Raw genomic sequence first — 24,855 nt, forward strand, 5'->3', positions numbered from 1 at the left:
TCCTTTATAAGAAAATATGGGAGTTGGCATTTTGGCAAAAAGAGTGGTGCTGGAGCTAGGGCTCCAGCACCACCTTTGTCTACAGTCTGAAATGCCTGTAAAAACAGGCATTTTCCTTTACTCCAAAAATGGACCTGGCGGGAATCGAACCCGCGTCCGAAAGCCTTTCCATCAGAGCATCTCCCATCACAGTCATTAGTTTGACATTCCCTCTGCCGGCCGCCTAATGACAGGCTTCCGGTTTCAGTAGCTTCATAAAGTCTTCCATCCCCTCAAAGCTTTGAGGACGAAGTGCTCCGCCTTGTTGAAGCCGGGATCTTAAGCAGCGGATGACCTAAGGCCGACTGCCGCCAAAATTAGGCAGCGTACGCTAATTCTCTATTGTCTGCGTTTATATTTAATTGGAACTTTTAACGTAGTGTCCCGCTACGGATGGCTTCTCCAACTTCCAAACCCCCGTCGAAACCAGTACAAGCCCCTGTGTCTGTCAGGCGGCACACACTTCTGCCCGCCCTGCGCTGTCTGGTCCGCAGACGTTCTTGTTGCTGTCTAATTTATTATAGTGACCGCCGCCCCGCCTGTCAAGGCTTTCCCCTAAGAAGCGCGCCTCTAAAGGAGGCGAAGGGCCTCCTCCATGGCATCCGCCGCCCTCTCCAGCGTCTCCATGGAGGCCGCACAGGTGATACGCAGATGACCGGGCGCCAGGAAGGCGCTGCCGGGGACCACCGCCACCCGGGCCTTTTCCAGGAGATACTCCGCCAGGGCCAGATCATCCTCTATCTTCTTTCCATTATATTCCCGGCCCATATAATCTGTCACATCCGGCAGCAGATAAAAGGCTCCCTCGCTCTTCCGGCAGCAGATCCCTTCTATGCTGTTCAGCCGCTCATGGAGGAACGCGCAGCGCCTCTCGTACTCTGCCGCCATGTCCCTGACACAGTCCTGGCTGCCCCGAAGAGCCGCTGTCCCGGCCTTCTGGGAAATGGAATTGACGGAGGAGATCATCTGGCTCTGGACCACATTGATCGCCTTCACAACTTCCCTCTCCGCAGCCAGATAGCCAAGTCTCCACCCTGTCATGGCGTAGGTCTTGGAAAAGCTGTTGATCAGCACAGTCCTCCTCCTGGCATCCTCGGACAGGGAGCTGACGCTCACATGCTCCCGTCCTCCGTACACCATGCACTCATAGACCTCATCCGATATGATGTAAAACGCATATTTCTCTGCAAGGGCCGCCAGGCCCTCCAGGCTCTCGCGGCTGTACACCGCCCCGGTTGGATTATTGGGTGTGTTGATGATCACTGCCTTTGTCTTATCCGTCACTGCCTGCTCGATGTTCTCCAGGTCAAGGCTGAAATCCCCGGCCTCTCTCACGGTTACCGGCACGCCGCCTGCCATCCGCACCATCTCTGTGTAGCTGACCCAGCAGGGACAGGGAATGATCACCTCATCTCCAGGGTCGCAGAGGGCAAGGAGAGCCGCATAGATACACTGCTTGGCGCCCGGTCCCACGGTGATCTCATCTGTCCCGTACTGCACATGATTCTCCGCCGCCAGCTTATCAGCTATGGCCTCTCTTAACTCCAGCGTGCCCATGACCGGCGTATACTTTGTAAATCCTTCTTCCATGGCCCGCCTGGCTGCCTGGCAGATATGCGCCGGCGTATCAAAATCGGGCTCACCCACATTGAGCCCGATGACAGGGATCCCCTCCCTCTTCATTACAGTTATGCGCGTTGTCAGCTCCACCGTACTGGACGGCTCTACTTCCTGTATCCTCTTAGAAATCATATGTTCTTCCTCTCTTTTTCCATATGATCTATTATACATCCACTTTATCGCTTTATCAAGATAAATTATTCAATCACACCTGGATGCATACTAGAGTATTTTGAAAGCCCCCGCAACGGGCAGCTCCCTTTTCACACCCCGGCAGGCATCCACAATGCCCACGATCATAAGGATGAAGCACACAAGGCCCAGGATGCCGCCTGCCATCTCAAGAGGCCAGACGGAGAAGAGCGAAAAGCCCAGAAAGCTGTCTCCGGACAGTATGTCTGCCAGAAGGCTCCCGATCCATATCACAAGTCCCTGATTGATGTGGTGCCTCAGATACTCTGAGTTTTTATTTCCTGCAAGGAGAGGCACCAGGACTAGGATTCCTATGTAAGACAGAACCGCCATCACTTTGTTCGCCTTCACATCCTCCGGATGAAAAGTCCCCTCCCTCGGCTGGTCATAAGGCCCCTGCTGATCGTACTGTCCCTGACCCAGAGGGATCTCGCCCCCGCAGTATGGGCAGTACCGTATCCCGTCATCCACCTTTGCTCCGCACTTCACACAATATGCCATCTTATTTTCCTCCTATGTGCACCGGCTTTTTCTCGTCCTCCAATCCCAGGATCTCCGCAAGGACTTCAATGATGATCTCATTGGTGCAGGACTTGATGTAGCCCATCATGTGAAGGGAGATCTCATCCTGCCGCTGCGCTTCTGTCAGCTCTGTCTTCGCGTTCGTCTCCTGGATGAGCTGGATGAGCTGAGGCGTCAGCTCCTCATACGTCTCGATCGTCGTCTGGGAGACCAGTTTCCTAAGTTCCTCTTTACTCACAGGTACCATATCGTTTCCTCCTATATCCTATCCGAAGTTTCGCACCTTAAATTCCCGTTCTGCCTCTCTCTTCTGGTCCTTCTTGGCAATATCCTGCCTCTTGTCGTAGAGTTTCTTACCCCTGGCAAGACCGATCTCCACTTTCACAAGGCTGCCTTTAAAATAAACCTTTAGAGGCACAATGGCAATCCCCTTCTCCTTCATCTTCCCTGTCATCTTGTTGATCTCCGACTTGTGGAGAAGGAGCTTTCGCACCCGCAGCGGATCTTTGTTGAAAATATTCCCCTTCTCATAGGGGCTGATGTGCATGCCGTAGATCCAGACTTCCCCGTTCTCAATGCGGATAAATGACTCCTTGATGCTGCATTTTCCCATGCGCAGGGATTTGACTTCCGTCCCCGCCAGAGAAATGCCGGCCTCATAGGTATCCAGTATAAAATAATCGTGATATGCCTTTTTATTGTTGGCAATCATCTTCCCGTCTGTCTTCTTTTTCGCCATCTTCCGGCTCTCCTTCCTTCACGATCTCAAAATCTATCGTCCTTTGCAGACAGTCCGCCCCGGTCACCTTCACCCGGATCTCCTGGCCCAGCTTGTAGACCCGGCCCGTGTGGCTGCCCACCATCTCATATCGATCCTCATAATATTCATAGTGATCATCACTCATGGCTGTCACGTGGACCAGACCCTCCACTGTGTTGGGCAGCTCCACGTACATGCCCCATTTGGTGATACTGGAGACTACCCCGTCGAAGACCTGTCCAATGTGCTGCGACATGTACTCCGCCTTTTTCAGCTTCACGGTCTCCCGCTCCGCCTCCTCTGCCCGGCGCTCTGTCTGGCTGGTCTGCTTTGCCACCTCAGGCAGGATCTTTTCGTAGTGCTCCATCTTCTTCCCGTTCAGCCGTCCCCGCAGGTCATCCTTGATGATCCGGTGGATCTGGAGATCCGGATACCGCCTGATGGGGGATGTAAAATGGGCATAATACTTGGCGGCCAGGCCAAAATGCCCGGTATTTTCCGGCGTGTACTTTGCCTGCTTCATGGAGCGCAGGGCCAGCCGGCTGATAAGAGCCTCCTGGGGCGTGCCCTCGATCTTGCCCATGAGTTTCTGTATTTCCATAGGCTGCACTTTCTGGCTGCCGATGTGCATGGTGTAGCCAAAATTGTTGATAAAGGCCGCCAGGGTCTTCATCTTATCTTCATCCGGCGCCTCGTGAGTCCTGTAGAGAAAAGGCACTTCCCTCCAGAAATACTCCTCCGCCACGGTCTCATTTGCCAGCAGCATAAAATCCTCGATCAGCCGTGTGGCCGCATTTCTCTCGTAGGGCCTGATCTCCACCGGCCGGCCTTTCTCGTCCAGGATCAACTTGGCCTCCGGAAAATCAAAATCAATGGAGCCTCTCCTGTGTCTTCTGTCCCTGAGTATGCCGGAGAGCTCGGCCATCTGCGTGAGCATGGGCACTACGTCCTGATATTTTTCTATCGCCTCCGGGTCCTCCCCTTTAAGTATCCTGCTGACTCCTGTGTAGCTCATCCGGTGATCTACCCGGATCACGGTCTCCGCGATCTCGTGGTCTGTCACATCGCCGTTCTCATCGATGGTCATGATGCAGCTTAAGGCCAGACGGTCCTCCCCCGCATTCAGGGAGCAGATTCCGTTGGACAGGCGGTGGGGCAGCATGGGGATCACCCGGTCTGCCAGGTACACGCTCGTCCCCCTGTTTTTCGCCTCCCGATCCAGGGCGCTCCCCTCCTGCACGTAGTTGGCCACATCCGCGATATGGACGCCCAGCACATACCGGCCGCCCTCCTTTGTCAGGGAGACAGCGTCGTCCAGATCCTTGGCGTCCTCCCCGTCTATGGTGACCATCTGCCAGTCTCTTATATCTTTCCGGCCCGCCATATCCGCTTCGCTGATATGGTCCGGAACCCGGCCTGCCTGATTCAGAACTTTTTCCGGGAACTCACAGGGCAGATCGCTCCCCCGCACAATGGACATAATGTCCACTCCGGGGTCATTGACATGCCCCAGGATCTCCGTGATCTTTCCCTCCGGCTTCCTTCCCGGTCCGCCGTAGGAAGTCAGTTCCACAACCACCTTATGTCCGTCCACGGCTCCTCCGTCTTTCCCCTCCGGAATGAACACATCTTCCAGAAAACGCCGGTTGTCCGGGATGACAAAGCCGTAGTTCTTCTTCTTTGTCTTTTCGTAGAGACCCACCAGGGTGGTCATCCCCCTGGACAGGATCTTTACGACACGTCCCTCCTGCCGCTGCCTGTGGCCGTCTCTTCTGTGGCTTCCGTCCCGTGTCAGCGCCACTTCTACCGTGTCGCCGTGGAATGCGCCGCCCGTGTCATCTTCGCCGATGAAGATATCCTCCTCCCGGCCTTCCACAGTGACGAATCCAAATCCTCTGGGATGAGCCTGGTACACGCCGATGAGTGTCTGCGCCTCTCCTTTGCAGTATTTTCCCTTTTTGCTGACGTAGATCTTCCCCTCATCTACCAGACTGTCCAGCACTTCTTTAAGCTCCCTTCTCTGCTCTTTCGACACCTGGAGCAGTGCTGCCATCTCCTTTTGTTTCATGGGTATATAGAAATCATCACAGATAAATTCATAGATGATCTTCTTTCTCTTCTCAAATGTCCCGTCCATCTCATCACTTCCCTTCTGTCGTAAGTGTGCCCCCGCACAGGGCTTTTATTCTGCGCAGGAGGCCGCTGCCTTTCCCGCAGAATAAAAAAAGAACACTCCCGTCTATGCAAACAAGAGTGTTCCGCTTTTGTACGTTTCCCGTTTTACGCAAATACCTGCATGTTCAGGACTGCTGCCAGAACAATAAAAAGAATGGCAAGGAACTTGGTAGACTTCACAAGCGCCCCTTCCATGGAACGTCCTTTATTCTGGCCCCAGTATGTGTCGGCCATGCCTCCGATCGTTCCCAGTCCTGCCTGCTTGCCCTCCTGCATCAGAATAATGATTGTGAGTGCAATACAGTCTATAGCAAATATGATCATTAAAACCACTTTTAAAATTTCCACCGTTAACACCTCCTGCGGATAAACCACATTTATTCTAGCACAAGGCGCTCCGTATGGCAAGGGATTTTTTTACATCTGTAAAGGTCCTGCCCCGCTCCCCGCCATCTCATCCAGCAGTTCCATATACTGGCCTGCAAAGAGGCTGTTCTTCCTCCATATGAACGTAAAGTCGTGATACCGCGGAAAACCTTCCAGGCTGACCTGAACCAGGGAGCCTCTCTCCAGCTCTCCTCGCACCGCCGCCTCGTAGAGAAAGGCGATCCCGCCTCCGCCTTCCGCCATCATTTTGATGGCCCCCATGTTGCTGATCTCCACCACGTTGGCGAAATCTCCGATTCCCCAGCCTTCCTCCGAGAGGGCTCTCTCCAGTACTTCCCTTGTGCCGGAGCCCGGCTCCCTGGTGATCAGTGTGTTGGAGAAAAGATCCTGAAAACTCCGGGGCTTCTCTTGGGGCTGCAGAAATCCGGGCGCACAGACTCCCAGGTACTGTTCCCGACGGAAAGTCCGGAAATCATAGTCCCTCTTCTCAAAAAATCCCTCCACCAGGGCAAAATCTATCTCCCCTCGGTCCAGCTTTCCCAGAAGCTCTTCCGTATTGGCAATGGAAAGACGTATCCTGGTCGCCGGATGCCTGCGGATGTAGGATGCCAGGTATCTCCCGATCACGTACTCTCCGATGGTCATAGTGACGCCGAAGATCAGCTGTCTTTCCCCCGCCTTCTCCTCGTCAAACATCCGCCGCAGCGCCATGTCATCGTGCTTCATGGTGGTCACAGCCCCCAAAAGCCGGCGCCCCTCCCCGGTGAGGCTGATCTTCTTGCCCTGAAAGGAAAAGAGCTGGATCCCGTATTCTTTTTCAATGAAATGGATATGCTGGGTGACAGCCGGCTGGGTGATGTGCAGCTCCCGGGCTGCCTTTGTAAAATTCATATGCCTGCACACCGCTAAAAACGTATCCATCCTGAAATCAAGCATAAGCTCCCTCCTTCTTCCCATTCCGCAGCAATTCAATAAATTTATTTTATTATATCATAATTTATTATAATTTTACATTATTATTTCTCCGTGCTAGATTTATTGGCAGGCACATAAACAAAAAGACATCCAAAAAGAAAAGAGGTTTATCATGGAATTTTTCAGCAAAAATACAAAAGGGCTCCTGCTCTGTCTCGTCATCGCGGTTCCTGCCTGGTTCGCAGGGCTCGCCTTCCCCGTCATCGGCGGTCCGGTCATCGCCATCATCCTGGGCATGATCGTCACACTTTTTATCAAGGACAAATCCGCCTTCCAGGACGGCATAAACTACTGCTCCAAGAAAGTCCTGCAGTATGCGGTCATCCTCCTGGGCTTTGGCCTGAACCTGTCGGTGATCCTGGAGACCGGGCGCCAGTCCCTCCCCATCATCATCTGCACCATCACCACGTCCCTTGTCATTGCCTTTGTCCTGAGCAAGGTAATGCACATCCCGGGAAAGATCTCCACCCTTGTAGGTGTAGGTTCCTCCATCTGCGGGGGATCGGCCATCGCAGCCACCGCCCCGGTCATTGACGCAGACGATGAGGAAGTGGCCCAGGCCATCTCCGTGATCTTCTTCTTCAATGTACTGGCAGCTGTCCTCTTCCCCCACTTCGGAAATCTGCTGGGCTTTTCCCAGACAAGCGGGGAGGCCTTCGGCATCTTCGCCGGCACGGCCATCAACGACACCTCCTCCGTGACAGCGGCAGCTTCCACCTGGGACACCATGTTCGGCCTGGGGAGCGCCACCCTGGACAAGGCAGTCACCGTAAAACTGACCCGCACCCTGGCCATCATCCCCATCACTCTGGTGCTGGCATTTTACCGCGCAAAAAAGGAAAAATCTTCCGCAGGCAGCTCGGTCAGCCTGAAGAAGATCTTCCCCTTCTTTATCATTTATTTTGTCATTGCATCCGTCATCACCACCGCAGCCACAAGCCTGGCCGGTGTGTCGGCGGACTTCTTCTCACCGCTCAAAGAGATGAGTAAGTTCTTTATCGTCCTGGCCATGGCAGCCATCGGCCTGGGCACCAACATTGTCAAGCTGGTCAAAACCGGCGGAAAACCTATCCTCCTGGGGCTGTGCTGCTGGATCGGCATCACTGCCGTCAGCCTTGTGCTGCAGCACATACTGGGCATCTGGTAGGTCAGACGCCGTACCTGGCGGCCATCCCCAGCCTCTCCTCAATGCGCAGGAGCTGGTTGTACTTGGCGGTCCGCTCTGCCCGGCAGGGCGCCCCTGTCTTGATCTGGCCGGCATTGAAGGCAACTGCGATATCCGCGATCATGGCGTCTTCCGTCTCCCCGGAGCGGTGGGATATGATGGTCCTGTAGCCTGCGCTGCGGGCCGTCTCTATGGCATCAAAGGCCTCTGTGAGGGTTCCGATCTGGTTGACCTTGATGAGAATGGCGTTTGCCACATCACGGTCAATACCCTTGCGGAGCCTTTTTGTATTTGTCACAAAAAGGTCATCCCCCACCAGCTGCATATCCCGCTCCAGCCGGGCAGTCAAAAGCTCCCAACCGTCCCAGTCTTCCTCGTCCAGGGGATCCTCGATGGACACCACCGGATAGTCGCTGGCCAGCTCTTCATAGTAGTCGATCAGCTCTTCCACAGACCGGGTTACCTTGTAGCCGTGCTTGCGGCTCTCACCGTCAAACACATACTTCTTCAGTTTTCTGTCATACAGCTCCGAGGCGGCCACGTCCAGGGCGATGCGCACATCCTCCCCGGGGATATAGCCTGCCAGCTGGACGGCCTCTGTTATAAAGCCAAGGACCTCCCCGGCATCTTTCATATCCGGGGCAAATCCACCCTCGTCCCCCACCGCTGTACTGTATCCGTGTTTGTTCAGCAGCCCTTTCAGATGCTGGTACACTTCCGCGCACATGCGCAGCCCCTCCTTAAAGCAGCAGGCGCCGCAGGGCATGATCATAAATTCCTGTATATCTATCGTGTTGTCCGCATGCCGTCCCCCGTTTATGATGTTCATCATAGGGACAGGCAGAGTTCTGGCGTGAACTCCTCCAAGGTAGGCGTACAGCGGCTGCCCTAAGGCCTGCGCGGCGGCTCTGGCGGCCGCCATGGACACCCCCAGCATGGCGTTGGCTCCCAGATTTCTTTTATTTTCTGTGCCATCCAGACGGGTGAGCAGCTGATCGATCTGGATCTGCTCCAATACATTTTTCCCTACCAGCTCCGGGGCGATCCTGGCGTTCACATTGTCTGCCGCCTGCTCTACGCCTTTTCCCCCGTAGCGCTCCTCCTGATCCCGCAGTTCCACTGCCTCATACTGTCCGGTAGAGGCCCCCGACGGGACGCTGGCCCTGCCCACATATTTCCCGTCTGCAAGGACTTCCACCTCTATCGTTGGATTTCCTCTGGAGTCGAGGATTTCTCTCGCGTACACGTCTGTGATCGGTAAATACTGATACAACATCCTGCTCCTCCTTCTTGTCTTCATCTTAAAATTCATTCAGTCGAAATTTAGTATATCCGTTTTCACAGACGAAAATGCGCCGCACAAAATGTGCGGCGCATCTTTTCTCATACGTATCTTTTCTTTTCGTGTCTTTCTCTTTCGGAAATCATGCCTCCACAGCCAGGTTTTCCGCATGCATCACATCCACAACCTGGTCCACATACTTCTCGCAGAGCTCATCTGTCTCTGCCTCCACCATGACGCGGATCACCGGCTCTGTACCGCTCTCGCGCACAAGAATCCGGCCGTCGTCTCCGAGAGCCTTCGTCACTTCCTCCACAGCTTTTACTACAGCCGGGTTCTCACGGGCTGTCTTCTTGTCAGTTACGCGGACATTCTTGAGAAGCTGAGGATAGATCTTAACCTCCTCTGTCAGCTTGGCAAGACTCATCTTCTTCTCCAGCATGACTTCCATAACCATAAGAGAAGTAAGAATGCCATCTCCGGTTGTGGCATGTTTGCTGAAAATGATATGTCCTGACTGCTCTCCGCCCAGAGAGAAGTTGTTCTTTACCATATTTTCGTATACGTATTTGTCTCCCACAGCCGTCTTCTCATACTTCAGTCCCGCCTTGTCGCAGGCCTTGTAAAGACCCAGATTGGACATAATGGTGGTGACAATAGTATCCCCGTTGAGCCGGCCGTTTTCTTTCATGTATTTTCCGCAGATGTAAAGGATCAGATCCCCGTTCACCTCGTTGCCGTTCTCATCCACAGCAATGCAGCGATCCGCATCGCCGTCAAAGGCAAAGGCCACATCCAGGCCATTGTCCTTCACATATTTTTTCAGCACATCTATATGGGTGGAACCGCAGTTCAGATTGATATTCAGACCATTTGGCTCATTGTTGATCACATAGGTCTTGGCGCCCAGCGCATCATACACGCTCTTGGCGATCATAAACGCACTTCCGTTGGAACAGTCCAGTCCTACCTTGATCCCCTCAAAAGACCGGGTGGCAAGAGAAATAAGATAGCCTACATAGCGGTTTCTTCCGGCCACGTAGTCTGTCGTGCGGCCGATCTGGTCTCTCTTTGCCAGGGGCAGTTCTCCTATCTCCCCGTCGATGTACGCCTCGATCTTCTCCTCTACTTCAGCCTCCAGCTTATGTCCTTTCCCGTTGATCACCTTGATCCCATTGTCGTAAAACGGGTTGTGGCTGGCGGAGATCATAATCCCGCAGTCAAAATTCTCTGTCCTTGTCACGTAGGACACACTGGGAGTAGTGGTCACATGGAGAAGGAATGCGTCCGCACCTGAAGCAGTCAGTCCTGCTGCCAGCGCATACTCAAACATGTAGCTGCTGCGCCTTGTGTCTTTTCCAATGACAACTCTGGCCTTGTGATCCTGGCCATAGTACCATCCCAGGAAACGCCCCACCTTGAAGGCATGCTCCACAGTCAGGACTTCATTGGCTTCTCCGCGGAAACCGTCTGTTCCAAAATATTTTCCCATTTGAATTATCTCCTTATCACAGCTAAAATTTTGGCCGATTGTCCGTTTTTTTTGCACAATCGGCCATTCCCTCGTATATTATACTGCGTTTTCTTCAAATATACAACTATTTTCTAGTGATGGAACAGACGGATACCTGTGAAAGCCATCACCATGTCGTGGCTGTTGCACGCCTCGATGACATTGTCATCCCGGACAGATCCGCCCGGCTGAGCCACATACTTCACGCCGCTCTTGTAAGCCCTCTCAATGTTGTCGCCAAATGGGAAGAAAGCGTCGGAGCCGAGAGCCACGTCTGTCATCTTGTCAAGCCACTCCCGTTTCTCCTCCCTTGTGAACACTTCCGGCTTCACCTTGAAGGTCTGCTGCCACTTTCCTTCTTCCAGCACGTCCATGTACTCGTCGCCGATGTACAGGTCGATGGCATTGTCCCTGTCGGCCCGGCCGATCTTATCCAGGAACTGCAGGTTCATAACCTTCGGGGACTGGCGCAGCCACCAGTTGTCCGCCTTCTGTCCGGCCAGCCTTGTACAGTGGATGCGGGACTGCTGTCCTGCCCCGATGCCGATGGCCTGCCCGTCTTTCACGTAGCAGACAGAGTTGGACTGGGTGTATTTCAGCGTGATCATGGCAATGGCAAGGTCGATCTTCGCCTCTTTTGTCATCTCCTTGTTCTCTGTCACAATGTTGTCGAAGAAGTCATCCCCGATGTGGAGCTCATTTCTGCCCTGCTCAAAGGTGACGCCGTACACTTCCTTGTGCTCCAGAGCCGCCGGCACGTAGTCCGGATCGATCTGGATCACATTATAGTTGCCTTTTTTCTTCTGCTTTAAGATCTCCAGCGCCTCGGGCTCGTATCCCGGGGCAATGACGCCGTCAGACACTTCCCTCTTGATCAGACGGGCTGTATCCACGTCGCAGACATCGGAGAGGGAGATAAAATCTCCGAAAGAGGACATTCTGTCCGCGCCTCTGGCTCTGGCGTAGGCACAGGCAAGGGGAGAGAGTTCTCCCAAGTCATCCACCCAGTAGATCTTTGCCAGGGTGTCTGAGAGAGGCAGTCCCACAGCCGCACCTGCCGGTGAAACGTGCTTGAAGGATGTTGCCGCCGGAAGGCCGGTAGCCTCCTTTAACTCCTTCACAAGCTGCCAGCCGTTAAAGGCGTCAAGGAAATTAATATATCCCGGCTTCCCGTTCAACACGGTGATGGGAAGCTCGCTTCCGTCCGCCATGTATATTCTGGACGGCTTCTGGTTTGGGTTACATCCGTATTTCAGTTCCAGTTCCTTCATTTCTTATCCCTCCGCATATCGTATTTATTTATTCTTGTTGATGATCACTGACTCATATTTCCCTGTGGCAATGTCAATGTAACGCACGAACAGGGATACTTTGTTGTCCTCATTGAGGCTGCTCCACAGCGTATCTGCGAAGGCGTTCATATCGTCCGGGATGCCGATGCGCTTGGGCTCTCCCTCAAAGCTCGGAAGGGGATTGCCGTCGTGCATGTATGTGTGGATGAAATGTCCCTCTCCGGGCACTGCGTTCTCGTAGGCAAATGTATAGCGGCAGCAGCTTCCCGGATCACCGTTTCTGCTCTTCAGGATGGACATGGCGTAGTTGAATTTTCCGCCTTCCACATGCATGATACCGGAAATACGGGGCGTATAGTTGGGAGCGTCGGGCTCAAACTCTCGGCTTCTCAGGGCCTGCTCAAAGGTCATCTGCCTGTCCATTCCTTCGTAGATGGTATCTGTCTGGTCTCCGTTTGTAACAATGGTCTTGTTTCCTAGGACCCGCACAGGAGCGTAGATAATAAGGCTTGGATCTGTCAGCTTTGACTCGTCAAAGGCCTGGGTACGGATCCCCTTTCCGTCCTCCACAAAGACACGGTTCCGACTGTTCTCACTTCTCCCCATGATGAAGTATGCCGCGACAGCCTTTGCGCCGTCGGCGCTTCTACCGATGATGATGCCTCTTCCCGGATAAGAATTTTCCTGTAATTCTTTTTCAATTGACAACATTTCCATGAATCATTCTCCTCTTTATCTGGTATTTGCTGTTTTCCAACTTTCTCCATTATATAAGATATACGAATATTTTTCCAGCATTAATCAGTATTAATTATAATTGATTGCTCCGGACAACAAATTCTATAAAACAGAACAGGGAACAGCCTTCTGCTGCTCCCTCATGTTCTTTCTTATGCTATTACGTACCGGCTGATCGCCTTTACCACATCGTCACAATTGTCATCGGAATAAATACACAGCTCCAGAACATTTTCCAGTCCGAGAGCCAGTATTCCAAGCAGTGATTTTGCGTCAACAATTTTTCTGCTGCTCTTCTTCAGATCCATGTTGTATTCATATTTTGAAACAACATTCGTAAAATCCATCACTTCCTGAGGTGTTCTGAATTGTACTTTTACCTGATTCATACATCTTCTCCTTTCCAAAAATTTTCTTAAAACTATATATTCTTTTTTGTCTGCCTTTGTTCTGGGTCAGCATCTATCATATATGATTATTGCCCGGAAGGCAGGCGTATATTTTTTAGAAAGGAGTAATTTTTTAATCTTTTTTTGTCTAAAGATGCATTTTTCTGTATTCCAGCGGCAGCATTCCTACCTCTTCCCGGAAAATACGGCTCATGTATTTCGGATCCGAGTAGCCGGCGGCATCTGCGATCTGCCCAAGCTTCATATTTGTGCTGACAAGAAGTTCCTTGATCCGTTCCATCCGAACATTTTTTATGATCTCGGTAAATGTGTTCCCCGTCTCCTTTTTCAGCCGGGTGCTCAGATATTCGTCAGAGACTCCCAGCTTTGACGCAATCTCCTCCAGTGTAATCCCCTGGCTGTAGTATTCCAGAATCATCTTTCTGGCTTTCCGCACAAGCAGGCTTTCTTCTTCCATCTTCCCGCCTATATTCTCTTCCAGCATATCCAGCAGCCTGTCGAAAATCTCCCGGATCTGATCCCACGTCACCGCCTCCAGGATCTGTTCCATTCTGCGCGACATTTCCGCCGCGTCGGGAACCCTGCGCCCGTACTCCTCCGCTGTATGACAGATGGTATTGAAATACCGGAAACATCCTTCCTTGACCTCCCGCGGCCGGAATCGCCCTTTCCTGCAGTATCCAAGAAAATTACGGACGCATCGCCTCAGTTCCCCGTCGCTTTGCAGTACCGCCTGCTTTGTCATGGTCTCTGTCTCCAGGGGATACTTGAATATCTGCACATCTGCGTCCCTCTCCTCATATACAATAAGCTTTCCCGTCCCCTCGGCCAGGCTGTAGTCCAGCGCCCCGCAGAGCTTTACGGCAGTCTCGTGAAACTCCTTCAATCCGCCGCACCACGCCAGTGCCATGACCGCCTTTCCCCCTGTCAGGCCGAAGAGCATAGGCGCTGCTGCCTTTCTCAGATACTCCGTCGCTTTTTCTCTGTCCTGTACCCGGTAGAGAGCAGCCAGCACAAGCTGCCTTTTTTCCCTTGCCAGCGTACACAGCGAAAAGTATCCGCTTCTCTCCCCCAGCGGCGTCAGCGCACGGCCCACTTCCTCTTCATACTTTCCATACTCTCCTCCAAGCCAGATGATAAAGATGCCGATAAGTCCGTCGGCCAGAAGGCCGTACTCTTCCTCCAGCTTCTTTTTTACGTACGGATCCATTTCTTCTGTCCCTGTCAGCGCGGACAGAAATGCTTTCTTTGGTGTGTATCTGACCTTCTCGTCTTCCTCCTGCCGGATGTGTTTCTCCGCCAGGCTCAGCACTGCTTTCAGTTCCTTTACTTTTACCGGCTTCAGCAGATAGCTCTCCACGCCAAGCTCTATAGCCGTCCGGGCATAGTCAAAATCCGAATACGCTGAAAGTACCACGGCCCGGCATACATTGCCCTCATCCCGCAGTGTCCTTAGCATGGTCAGACCGTCCATGCCAGTCATGCGGATGTCCAGTATCACCAGATCCGGCTGCTGTTCCCGGATAACAGCAAGTCCTTCCATCCCGTCGGAAGCCGTTCCCGCCACCTCATAGTCCGGACTGATCTTTGGCAGCAGACCCGCCAGCCCATTACGGATGGCCGCCTCGTCTTCCACGATCACGATCTTCATATGTATCACCCTCTCCTTCTGGTATAGGAACATAAATGTGAACACTGGCAGACTCTCCCTGCCTGCTTTCAAAATGCAGATATGCCTGCTCAGAGTAATACAGCCGCAGACGTTTCCTTACATTCTCCACACCTACATGTCCGCTCCACGTCTGTGTCCCGTCATTCAGCCTGTCAAGCGTCTCCTCATCCATGCCCCGACCGTTATCCTCCAGCAGGATATGCAGAAATCCATCCTCGCAGGTCATGCGAATGTACAGACAGCACTCTCCTTCCTTCCCCCGAAATCCGTAGCGGATGCTGTTTTCCACAAATGGCTGCAGGAGAAGCTTGTGAATCCTCATATTCTGTATTCTCTCTGATGCCTCCACTTTGATCTTGATCTCTTTTCCCAGCTTTTCCTGCTGCAGAAGCACATAATGTTCCAGCCAGTACAGTTCGCTGCGGATGGACGACTCCTCTCCCGCGTTGATAACAGAATACCGGAGGATATCTGCCAGCGCCCCTACCATCTCGCTGATCTCCATCTCATTTTTCTCAATGGCTTTCCAGTTGATGGTATCCAGCGTATTGTAGAGAAAGTGGGGATCTATCTGGGCTTCCAGCGCCTGCAGCTCTGCATTTTTCTGTTCCTCCGCAGACTGTTTAAGCTGTACAATCAGCCTTCCCGTCTGTTCAGCCATATCATTAAAGCCTTCCGCAATACGGTTCAGCTCATAAGGACTTTTCGGATTTTCCTCTACCCGCACAGAAAAGTCCCCCTCTCTGGCCGCTGCCATGGCTCCCGCAATATTTCTGACAGAGCGAACCAAAGGCACACTCATAAGATATGCCATCACCGCCAGGATCACCATAACCGCAACAGCTATGAGAACTTCAAAGGCAAGCTGGCTGAACAGAGTATAGTGGTACATCTCAAGAGAGTAAAGCTCTGTGATCTTCCACCCGGTATCCTCCTGGATCATGCTCTGCACATAGTAGTCTCCCCGGGAAAGCTCTTCCGGCTTCCCTCCTATATCGCCAGGATCTGTTGCGCTTATGACTATATCCCCGTCGCTGATAAAGCTCCGGATTCCGTCTTCACCGGCAAGTGTGTTCCTCAGCACTTTCTCGTCCAGCCAGACCACAAGGGTGCCTTCCCTTTCTCCATCTACAGGAGATACAATACGGCAGAAAACACCAAAGATATGAATACTCCCTGTGCCAGTCTGTATCTCATCCGGCACCGGACAGCAGAAAGAGAAGTCTGTATCCTCCTTCCAGCCCTCACAGGCCGCCATAGCTTCCTCCATCCATCCACCCTCCGGTCCGGACGCCGCCGACACATCGTAGTAAAATGAATCCCCGTTTTCAAGGACAAGTGTCATTCCTGCAGCTTCCGTGCTCTGCCGGCAGATTCTCCCCAGCAGCTCTTCCACTTCCCCTCTGCTTTCCGCCTCCGGCTCCTGCCCCTCCAGCACTTTCTGCACAGCCAGGCAGAACTTTTCGTCCGTCCCTGCCGCGACAAGCGCATCTCTGTATCTGTCCAGTGTAATATTCAGCAGCTTCTCCGTCTGATCCAGATCACTGTCCACCTGATCCTGGTAGCGGTCTATCAGGATACTCCGCAGACTGACCAGGGCCAGAATAGAGAAAAGAAAAAGAGGAACTGCCGCCAGGAGCAGTATGATCGGCAGCAGCTTCCTCTGAAAGCTTCTTTCTTTTTTCATTTATTCATCCTTCTCATGTGCATACAGACGGCTCTCATCCCGGATCATCACCGTGCCCACTCCGGCCACGCTGAAGAACTCCAGAAGGAGGGCATGCTCCATCCTGCCATCCAGAAGATTGACGCGGTTCACGCCTCTCTCAATGGCAGTCAGTCCTCTCTCTACCCGGGATCTCACTCCCTCTGTCACTTTTCCCTGCTGCAGCATCTCCTGCACCTGGGCAACCGTAAGGCGGCTGTACACTTCCGTCCTGGCCTCATCCTTCCAGATCCCTCTGTGGGAGGAGAGATAGACCAGCTTGTCCGCCTTCAGGCCCACCGCCGCGTCCAGGGCCGCGTCAATAGGGTTGATCTCCACATTTTCCGTGTCAATGTCATTGGGCATGATGACCGGAATATAACCGTTGTCCAGCATGATGGCAGGCGTCTCCATGTCCATGCCGCAGATCCCCACCGCCTTGGTGCCGCACAGCTCCAAAAGCTTGGCGATCCTTTTGTTCTCCCGGAACTTGTCCACGCCGATGGGGCAGCCGTGCACCACCACCGGTTTCATGCCCACTGTTTTCAGGAGCGCAATGTCCCGCATCAGCTCCTGCTCTCCCACCGGGCTCATGTATTTCCTGCAGCCGTACTCAATGACCGCCACCTGCCGGTTGAAATCCCTGATATAGGGGAGGGCGTCTGTCAGCACCTCCGCTTTTTTCTCTATCTGTTCCAGTATCATCCGATCCATCTTTCTCCTCCTCCAGATCAATATTTCCGTATGGCGTCCTCATCCTCTCCGTCTGTCTTCTCCACGGAGCGGATCACCACATAATAACCTGCATTGTCATTGACCTTCACATAGACTCTGTCCCCTGCCCGGTGTTTCATGATCGCCCTGCCGATGGGGGACTCTATGCTGATCTTCCCATTCAGGGAGCTTCCCCTGACAGATGTGACCAGCTTAAAGACTTCTGTCTCGTCGTCGTCCTCAAAATAAACTTCCACTTTCTTGTCAAGGCCTACCTCGTCGTCCGCCGCGTCATCTTTCACAATGCGGGCTGTCTTCAGCATCCTCTCAAGATAGCGGATGCGGCTCTCGTTCTGATTCTTATCCTTCTTGGCCGCATGGTACTCAAAATTCTCGCTCAGATCCCCGTGGGACCTGGCCTCCTTCACCGCCTCTATGGCATTCTTTCTCACAACCAGCTTTCTGTACTCGATCTCTTTCTCGATCTTCTCCACGTCCTGCCTGGTCAGCTGTTCTCTCACTTCGAAAAACATCCTTTCCGGACATGTAAGTCCATGTCCATTATAGCATAAATTTTCTGTCTGAAAAGGAGGATTACTCCTTCTTTTTCAGCTCCTTCAGCACCTCAGGAGACACATCCTCCAAAAGGTATCTCTTCATCTTCGGGGCGGGATCAAGATGCAGGGCGCGCAGCTCCTTTCGCGCCTCATGGATCTCCGTCAGAAGATCCCTGGCCGAGATGCGGCGGGCCCCCTGGCCCATGATGATGATCTGTTCCATCCCGTCGGAGGTGGCCACCGTTACCTGGTGCTCCCTGGCCATGTCGTGGACTGCCTTTTCAATGTACTGATCCGCCGTCTCCGCCTCACGGGTGTAGACCACATGAATGTTGTGGTATTTCTGCACCTCCCCGGGATTTCCGGGTACCTTGTAGGCGTCAAAGACGAGGATCAGCGTCATGCGCCTGTATCCCTGGTAGTCGCAGAGCACATCCATCAGTTTGTTCCTGGCCGCCTCAATATTATCCTTTGCCAGCTCTTTTAAGTCTTCCCAGGCGAAAATGATGTTGTATCCATCCACCAGCAGGTACTCCCTGCCCTGTTTCTTTGGCGTCCCTTTTGCCTTATATGTACTGTCCTGCGTGCGGACGGTCCGCTTCCATCCGGTCCGCTTCTGCCCTGCATTTCCATAGGTTTGCACAAAAATAGCCTTCAGCTCCTCCTCGTCGATAACCTCCGAGTGGATGCGCCTCTTTCTCTCCTCTATCCCGGTCAGGATCTCTTCCTGCGGCTCTTCCTCCCCTGTCTCCATCCCTTCCACATGCATGTAGTCCTCCACTTGATACCAGGGCACCACGAACCCTGCACCGTGGGAACAGAACACAGAAGAAGAAGGGTTGTCCAGATCCGCCTCCGGATCATACAGGGACGCGCTGATGACCTCCTCCGGATTGTGGCAGGGCTCGTACCCCTGCAGCCGGCAGGAGAAACGTCCCCGCCCTCCGGTGTAGGACAGCACCTCCCGCATATATCCCTGCATGGTGGCCACAGGAGCGCTGCCTGTCAGCACCGCAGTCTCCTCCCCCACAAGGGGCGCGTCGAATCTTCCGTTCATCCTCTGGACATCGTTCATAGCCCTGCCGATCATCTCCTGGGGCACCTCGATCCGGTACTCGTACCAGGGCTCAAGAAGGACGGAGCGGGCTTTCATCAGCCCTTGGCGGACGGCCCGGTAGGTGGCCTGCCGGAAGTCCCCTCCCTCGGTGTGTTTCTGGTGGGCGCGCCCGGCAATGAGCGTGATCTTCATGTCCGTGATCTGCGCCCCGGTCAACACCCCTCTGTGCTGCTTCTCCTCCAGGTGGGTCAGGATCAGCCTCTGCCAGTTGACATCCAGCATGTCCCGGCTGCAGGAAACGTCAAACTCCAGACCGCTTCCCCTCTCCCCCGGCTCCAGCAGAAGATGTACCTCCGCATAGTGGCGCAGGGGTTCAAAGTGGCCCACTCCCTCCACACTGTCCTCTATGGTTTCCTTGTACACGATGCTGCCTTCGTCAAAGGAGACCTCCGCTCCAAAGCGCTCCCGGATCAGGGACTTAAGGACATCGATCTGCACTTCCCCCATGATCTGGGTGTGGATCTCTTTTGTCTCTTCCCTCCACACAATGTGGAGCTCCGGTATCTCCTCCTCCAGCGTCTTCAGCTTCAGATACAGGCCGTGCACGTCGCAGGCACCCGGCGGCTGCATCCGGTAGGTCAGGACCGGCTCCAGCACCGGCAGGACGGAGGCTGTCTCACATCCCATCCCCTGACCGGAGTAGGTTCCCTCCAGCCCGGTGACAGCGCAGACCATGCCGGCGCCGGCCTCCTGCACCGTCTGAAAACTGTTCCCGGCGTAGATCCGGATCTGATCGATCTTCTGTCCCGTCACCCGCTGGCCGGCAGCCCCCTCTTCACCGGGATCCGCCATGTAGGCGTCCATATTCATTTTCACCCGCAGGCATCCCCCTGTCACTTTCAGGTGGGTCAGCCGCTGACCGGAGGCATCTCTTGTGATCTTGTACACTCTGGCCCCGAACGCTGACTGGCACCCGGGGTACTCCATATACATTCCCAGGCCTTCCAGGAACGCCTCCACTCCCTCCATTTTCAGAGCAGAGCCGAAGAAGCAGGGAAAAATCCGCCTCTCCCGGATCAGCCTGCGGATGCTCCCTCTATCCGGCGCCTTTCCCTCCAGGAAATGCTCCAGCAGCTCCTCATCGTGGAGGGCCATCCGCTCATCAAACTCTTCCGGATCCGAGAAATCCTCGCACTCGTCGGAGAGCCGCTTTTTCAGCTCCTCCATGAGCTTTTCCTCATCTGTCCCCTCCTGGTCCATCTTGTTGACAAACAGAAAGACCGGGATGTGATATCTCTCCAGCAGATGCCACAGTGTCTCCACATGTCCCTGGACGCCGTCCGCCCCGCTGATGACAAGGACCGCATAGTCCAGCACCTGCAGGGTCCGCTCCATCTCCGCCGAGAAATCCACATGGCCCGGGGTATCAAGAAGGGTCACCTTCTTATCCCCGATCACTGTCTCCGCCTGCTTGGAGAAAATGGTGATGCCCCTGTCCTTTTCCATCTGATCCGTGTCCAGGAAAGCGTCCCGGTGATCCACCCGCCCCAGCCTGCGGATCTGGCCGGTGGTGTATAAGATTCCCTCCGCCAGCGTCGTCTTCCCCGCGTCCACGTGAGCCACAAGGCCCACACAGAGGTGTCCGGCGGTCTGCATTTCTGCGTTTTTTTCTATATTTTCAGACGTATTTTCCATGAAAATACCCCTTTCTGTACTAAGATAATGACTGTATTATCATAGCACAAAAAGGGGCGTAAGTCGATAAAGCAATCTTTACTCTGCTTTTCCGCTTGGGATCCGCGCAGACCACAGCACAAAAAGGATGGACAGCACGATGGCAAAGCAGTACGGCAGATGAGAGACCGTTCCTCCAAAGATGGCCGTCACAGCGGACATCAGCACGGGAGAGACAAACTGCGCCAGATACAGAGCCGCGGAGATCAGAGGCATCACCGTAGTGGCCGCCGCCTTGCCGGCTTTCATGGAGGCCTCTGACATGATGTAAGGGATACCTGCTCCGTTGGCAAAGCCCACAAAGACGGAGCCAAGCAGCGTGCCGGTCCATCCGCCCAGAAGCGCCAGCAGCAGATATCCGATCAGAAAGCAAAGGGGCGCCAGGAACTTTGTCTTTCCTCCCAGCAGCCTCTTGGCCCGCACGAACAAAAGGCCGCCGCAGAAGGCGACAAAATCCATGCCTGCCATGATGACCGCAATGTAATTCTGCGGGATGATCCCCTCAGAGATGGTCTCCATCGCAAAATTAGCCGGGTAGATAAAAAAGGTGGACATCAGAAGGAACATAGCCAGGATGTACATGATATTGACTCGGAACACACCGACGCCTCCAGCAGTCTCCTTTTCCCCCTGTCCTCTTTCGCCTGTGTCTCCTGGGTGATCTTGTCATTAGGTAGATAGGAAAGGCACAAAACAATGCTGATCAGGCCCATCAGATACACCAGGAAGCTGACCCGCCAGCTGATGTTTGCCAGAAGGCCGGACAGTAGTGTGGCGATCACGCCGCCCATCTGGTTCATGGCAGAAGAGTAACCCATCAGTCTCACCTGCTTTTCCGGATGGAAATAGTAAGAAAGAAGACCTGTGGACAGGGGCATGATGATCCCCACGCCAATCCCCACAAGCGCCCGCATGACGAGCACTGCGAAGATGTTGTCAAAAAGGCCTGACGCGCAGCCCCCTGCCGTATAGAGCAAAAGGCCCATAAGCACCAGTGTCTTGGCACTGAACACTTTGCACAGCTTCGGGAAGATAAAGTTGGTAATGACAATGAACAGGGCCGGCACGCTGATGATCATCTGTACAAAAAGCGGGTTTGTGTCAGAAAAATGTGCCTGAATGACCCCCAGCGCAGGAGCCACAGCCGCACCAGCCATGACCGTCAGCAGAGACAGGGACAGAATGCTCACTGTCAGAGTTTTTCCATAGTTCGTTTGATCAGACAAAAAAATCACTCCTTTATCAAATTTCAAAAAGCACAAAAAAAGCGCAAGCCCTGTTTGGACTTACGCATTTTCCGCTACTCAACATACGTATATTAGCACTTTATTTTAAAAAAAGTCAAATAGATTTTCAAACATTTTTCTCTCTTTGGGGCGGCCGGGGCCCACACATCCGAGCCCCATCAATGCCCATCAGCTCCGCTGATACACACATTTGCCGCCTATATAAGTCTGTTCCACCTGCACCTGATCGATCTGTTCAGCCGGGATCTCCAGGATATCCCGGTCCAGAAGCAGAAAATCCGCCTTGTAGCCTTCCCTCAGCTGTCCCAGCCTGTCAAATCCCGCCATCTGGGCAGCCTCTTTTGTGTATAGGATAATAGCCGTCTCTATGTCCACAGCCTGCTCCTGTCCGCAGTCTGTCCCGTCCCAGGCCCGGCGGGTCACTGCTCCCTTGAGGTTGGGGAAAGGATCCGAGGGAACTGCCCAGGATGTGGCCGGCGCGTCTGTAGAGAAGCAGAGCTTCACCTGGCTGTCCAGCAGGTCACGCACCGGATAGCACCGCTTCATCCATGCCGGTCCCAGATTGTTCAGATAGCTCTCGATCTCCGCATACAGGAAAATGGGCTGGGTCACAAAACCAATGCCTTTCCGGGCTGCCTTCCGCACACTGTCCGCAGACGGATCTGTAATGTGCTCTACCCGCACATAAGGCTCTGGCCCGTCATTCCACTTTTCCTCTTTGGCTGCCCGGTCCACGACCCGCTCAATGGCTCTGCCGCCCATGGCATGCATGGAAAGCTGACAGCGATTCTCCTTGCAGAACCGGATAGCAGTCTCCATCTGCCTGTCGCTGCACACGGAGATCCCGCAGGAATCCGTCCCCAGATAGGACTCTGCCATCCAGGCAGTGCGCCCCGAGACACTGCCATCCCCTATGAGCTTAAGCCCGCAGACAAAAATCTGCTGCCTCCTGTCAAACCGTTCCCTGGGGATCGAAAAGTCCGGATCATCCATAAAGAAGTCCCACATATAGTACACGCCCACTTCCTGGAGAAATCCTTTTTCGGACGCCTCCTGGTAAAGCGGATAATTGTCCCCGCTGTCCAGGTTGCCCATATCCGTCACCGCCACAATGCCCTGGGAAGTGAGAAGCCTGCCAAGCTCTGTCAGATTCTCCACTTTCTCCTGCCTATCGGGCACAGGCATAAAGGGGAGCACGAGATTTCTGGCATTTTCCTTCAGCACACCTGTGGGCTCTCCATTTTCGTCCCTCTCGATCTCTCCTCCGTCCGGGTCCGGCGTATTGCGGTCTATTCCCGCCAGCTCCAGCGCCCGGCTGTTCACGCAGCGGATATGTCCGCATGTACGGATCACGGACACCGGGGCATCGCTGCATCCTCTGTCCAGATCCCAGCGGGTAATGGATCGCCGCTCTGCAAATTTCCCTTCATCGTATCCCCAGCCCTGGATCCATTTGTCAGGCCCCTGTTCCTGTCTCTTTTCCCGCACTGCCTCTACCAGCTCCTCTATGGAGTGGATCTTAGGCGGCAGGGCTGAGATCTGCCGGCTGAAATCCGCCAGCATGACAGGATGCATATGGGCGTCCACAAATCCAGGGATCACCCGGCGTCCTCCAAGGTCTATCCGGCCACATCCCGCCGGAGCCATCTCTTCCACTTCTTCTGCTGTCCCGACTTTGCGGATCAGACCATCCTCCACAAGCATGGCTTCCCCGTAGAGATTGTCCTTATCTGCTGTAAAAATCTTTCCGTTTTCATAGATACAACTGTCCATAAACCTGCTACACCTCCAACCCGAAGCACCATTGCCGCATTTTGAAATAACTATACTCTTTTCTTCTGCCGCCTGTCAATCTCTTCATGGCAAAGGGCGTTTCTGCTCAAAGCCGAAACGCCCTGTTTTCTCTCTGCTTTTATCAGCACAAAATCTATGACAGTGTCAGATCGCCGTCTTTTACCCAGCCCATGCGCCGGCACACCTGGTTGATGGCCGGGGCCAGTATGGCCGGAAGCACAAAGGAAATCAGGATCAGTCCCAACCAGTCGAAGGCAGAGGGCGCCATGGCGACTGCTCCGTTGGCGACTGCTGCGTCACTTGGCGCGATCCAGCCAGTCCACACACCCAGCTGTCCACACAGGCCGCAGGTTCCCATACCGGAATTGATGGCATCTCCGTTCATCTGTAGTTTAAAGATGCAGGTGGCAATAGGGCCGGTAATCGCTGAGGTCACGGTTGGCGCGATCCAGATCCGTGGATTTTTGACAATGTTGGGCATCTGCAGCATGGATGTGCCGAGCCCCTGGCTCACCAGGCCTCCCCATCTGTTTTCCTTAAAGCTCATAACCGCAAAGCCCACCATCTGGGCACAGCAGCCCGCCACCGCGGCCCCGCCTGCAAGCCCGGTCAGTCCCAGGACAGAGCAGATAGCCGCAGAGGAGATGGGCAGTGTCAGCGCCACACCCACAAGCACAGACACCACGACCCCCATCAGGAAAGGCTGCAGCTCCGTTGCCTGCATGATGAGCTGCCCAAAAGCACTGGCAGCAAGGCCAATGGGCGGTGCGATGACCCAGGCCGCACCAATGCCCGCCAGAGTTGTGACAATGGGCGTCACCAGAATATCAATCTTTGTCTCTTTACTGACCGCCTTTCCCACCTCTGCGGCGATAATAGCCACAAACAGTACTGCAAGAGGTCCGCCTGCCTGTCCAAGGGCATTGCAGGCATATCCCACTGTAGCCAGAGAGAACAGCACCAGGGGCGGCGCCTGGAGGGCATACCCGATTGCCACCGCCATGGCCGCGCCGCTCATGAAGGAGGCCATACCGCCAATGGTGTAGCCCACACCGTTGATGGTGATGATCTGGGCAGTCAGAAATCCGATGTGGAACTGGCTTCCGATGGTGTTCAGGATCGTGCCGATCAGCAGTGAGCAGAACAATCCCTGGGCCATGGCGCCCAGGGCATCTATCCCGTACCGCTTAGCCGAGATAACGATATTTTTCCGTTTCAGAAAAGATTTTACTTTTTCCATAACAAACTCCCATTCCTTTAACAAAATATAGTGAATATACAAGTGTCAAGACACATGTATATTCA

The 24,855-nt window shown here is 53.8% G+C and carries 22 protein-coding genes and 1 other RNA gene; 1 reads left to right on the forward strand and 22 read right to left on the reverse strand.

The window, feature by feature from the left end; translation table 11 throughout:
• Window positions 1-126 precede the first annotated feature (126 nt).
• The 8 genes from ssrA to NI21_RS0105065 all read right to left on the reverse strand — a co-directional run bounded on the left by ssrA (window position 127) and on the right by NI21_RS0105065 (window position 6,631).
• Window positions 127-478, reverse strand: a transfer-messenger RNA (tmRNA) gene (gene ssrA / locus NI21_RS16305).
• Window positions 479-609: 131 nt separating this feature from the next.
• Window positions 610-1,791: a pyridoxal phosphate-dependent aminotransferase gene (locus NI21_RS0105035; protein ID WP_033125164.1), complete on the reverse strand. Its 1,182-nt coding sequence runs from the start codon at window positions 1,789-1,791 to the stop codon at window positions 610-612.
• A gap of 90 nt (window positions 1,792-1,881) precedes the next feature.
• Window positions 1,882-2,352 (reverse strand): zinc ribbon domain-containing protein, encoded by a 471-nt coding sequence (locus NI21_RS0105040; protein ID WP_033125165.1) that lies wholly within the window; start codon window positions 2,350-2,352, stop codon window positions 1,882-1,884.
• Window position 2,353: 1 nt separating this feature from the next.
• Window positions 2,354-2,620 (reverse strand): hypothetical protein, encoded by a 267-nt coding sequence (locus tag NI21_RS0105045; protein WP_033125166.1) that lies wholly within the window; start codon window positions 2,618-2,620, stop codon window positions 2,354-2,356.
• 18 nt (window positions 2,621-2,638) lie between these two features.
• Window positions 2,639-3,112: an SsrA-binding protein SmpB gene (gene smpB / locus NI21_RS0105050; RefSeq protein ID WP_033125167.1), complete on the reverse strand. Its 474-nt coding sequence runs from the start codon at window positions 3,110-3,112 to the stop codon at window positions 2,639-2,641.
• Window positions 3,069-5,270: a ribonuclease R gene (rnr, locus tag NI21_RS0105055; RefSeq protein WP_033125168.1), complete on the reverse strand. Its 2,202-nt coding sequence runs from the start codon at window positions 5,268-5,270 to the stop codon at window positions 3,069-3,071. The genes smpB and rnr overlap by 44 nt, the downstream gene beginning before the upstream one ends.
• A 143-nt stretch (window positions 5,271-5,413) precedes the next feature.
• Window positions 5,414-5,656, reverse strand: coding sequence for a preprotein translocase subunit SecG (gene secG, locus NI21_RS0105060; protein ID WP_033125169.1), 243 nt, complete (start codon window positions 5,654-5,656; stop codon window positions 5,414-5,416).
• 69 nt (window positions 5,657-5,725) lie between these two features.
• Entirely contained in the window at window positions 5,726-6,631 is a 906-nt protein-coding gene (locus NI21_RS0105065) for a LysR substrate-binding domain-containing protein (RefSeq protein ID WP_033125170.1), read from the reverse strand.
• A 151-nt stretch (window positions 6,632-6,782) separates the two neighbouring features.
• Between NI21_RS0105065 and NI21_RS0105070 the strand changes: the two genes are divergently transcribed.
• Complete coding sequence (locus tag NI21_RS0105070; protein WP_033125171.1) at window positions 6,783-7,817, forward strand: YeiH family protein; 1,035 nt, start codon at window positions 6,783-6,785, stop codon at window positions 7,815-7,817.
• A 1-nt stretch (window position 7,818) separates the two neighbouring features.
• Here NI21_RS0105070 and eno read toward each other — a convergent pair whose 3' ends face one another.
• The 14 genes from eno to NI21_RS0105140 form a co-directional block, all read right to left on the reverse strand.
• Window positions 7,819-9,108 (reverse strand): phosphopyruvate hydratase, encoded by a 1,290-nt coding sequence (eno, locus tag NI21_RS0105075; RefSeq protein ID WP_081957983.1) that lies wholly within the window; start codon window positions 9,106-9,108, stop codon window positions 7,819-7,821.
• Window positions 9,109-9,259: 151 nt separating this feature from the next.
• The gene (gene glmM, locus NI21_RS0105080; RefSeq protein WP_033125173.1) at window positions 9,260-10,609 is read right to left on the reverse strand and encodes a phosphoglucosamine mutase; all 1,350 of its coding nucleotides are present in this window, start codon (window positions 10,607-10,609) and stop codon (window positions 9,260-9,262) included.
• A gap of 113 nt (window positions 10,610-10,722) precedes the next feature.
• Window positions 10,723-11,901, reverse strand: a complete 1,179-nt coding sequence (locus tag NI21_RS0105085; RefSeq protein WP_033125174.1) for a phosphoribosylaminoimidazolecarboxamide formyltransferase — start codon at window positions 11,899-11,901, stop codon at window positions 10,723-10,725.
• A gap of 24 nt (window positions 11,902-11,925) precedes the next feature.
• Window positions 11,926-12,639, reverse strand: coding sequence for an IMP cyclohydrolase (locus tag NI21_RS0105090; RefSeq protein ID WP_033125175.1), 714 nt, complete (start codon window positions 12,637-12,639; stop codon window positions 11,926-11,928).
• Between the two features lie 173 nt (window positions 12,640-12,812).
• On the reverse strand, window positions 12,813-13,049 hold the full coding sequence (locus NI21_RS0105095) for an HPr family phosphocarrier protein (protein ID WP_033125176.1): 237 nt from the start codon (window positions 13,047-13,049) through the stop codon (window positions 12,813-12,815).
• 148 nt (window positions 13,050-13,197) lie between these two features.
• The gene (locus NI21_RS0105100) at window positions 13,198-14,721 is read right to left on the reverse strand and encodes a response regulator (RefSeq protein WP_033125177.1); all 1,524 of its coding nucleotides are present in this window, start codon (window positions 14,719-14,721) and stop codon (window positions 13,198-13,200) included.
• Entirely contained in the window at window positions 14,681-16,429 is a 1,749-nt protein-coding gene (locus tag NI21_RS0105105) for a sensor histidine kinase (RefSeq protein WP_052083956.1), read from the reverse strand. The genes NI21_RS0105100 and NI21_RS0105105 overlap by 41 nt, the downstream gene beginning before the upstream one ends.
• Window positions 16,430-17,161 carry an acetylglutamate kinase gene (locus NI21_RS0105110; RefSeq protein WP_033125178.1) on the reverse strand — a complete coding sequence of 244 codons (732 nt, stop codon included), beginning with the start codon at window positions 17,159-17,161 and terminating at the stop codon, window positions 16,430-16,432.
• A 17-nt stretch (window positions 17,162-17,178) separates the two neighbouring features.
• Window positions 17,179-17,682, reverse strand: coding sequence for a transcription elongation factor GreA (gene greA, locus NI21_RS0105115; RefSeq protein ID WP_033125196.1), 504 nt, complete (start codon window positions 17,680-17,682; stop codon window positions 17,179-17,181).
• A gap of 73 nt (window positions 17,683-17,755) precedes the next feature.
• Window positions 17,756-20,470 (reverse strand): translation factor GTPase family protein, encoded by a 2,715-nt coding sequence (locus NI21_RS0105120; RefSeq protein ID WP_033125179.1) that lies wholly within the window; start codon window positions 20,468-20,470, stop codon window positions 17,756-17,758.
• 78 nt (window positions 20,471-20,548) lie between these two features.
• A complete protein-coding gene (locus NI21_RS0105125; protein ID WP_147581166.1) occupies window positions 20,549-21,109 on the reverse strand; it encodes an MFS transporter in 561 nt (186 codons plus the stop codon).
• Window positions 21,064-21,735, reverse strand: a complete 672-nt coding sequence (locus NI21_RS0105130; RefSeq protein ID WP_033125181.1) for an MFS transporter — start codon at window positions 21,733-21,735, stop codon at window positions 21,064-21,066. Before NI21_RS0105130 ends, NI21_RS0105125 begins: the two co-directional genes overlap by 46 nt.
• 189 nt (window positions 21,736-21,924) lie before the next feature.
• The gene (locus NI21_RS0105135) at window positions 21,925-23,529 is read right to left on the reverse strand and encodes an amidohydrolase (RefSeq protein WP_033125182.1); all 1,605 of its coding nucleotides are present in this window, start codon (window positions 23,527-23,529) and stop codon (window positions 21,925-21,927) included.
• A 154-nt stretch (window positions 23,530-23,683) separates the two neighbouring features.
• Window positions 23,684-24,790, reverse strand: a complete 1,107-nt coding sequence (locus NI21_RS0105140; protein ID WP_033125183.1) for a PTS transporter subunit IIC — start codon at window positions 24,788-24,790, stop codon at window positions 23,684-23,686.
• Between the last annotated feature and the right edge of the window lie 65 nt (window positions 24,791-24,855).

It is taken from the genome of Eubacterium sp. ER2, from assembly GCF_000765215.1.
Lineage (GTDB): Bacteria > Bacillota > Clostridia > Lachnospirales > Lachnospiraceae > Claveliimonas > Claveliimonas intestinigallinarum.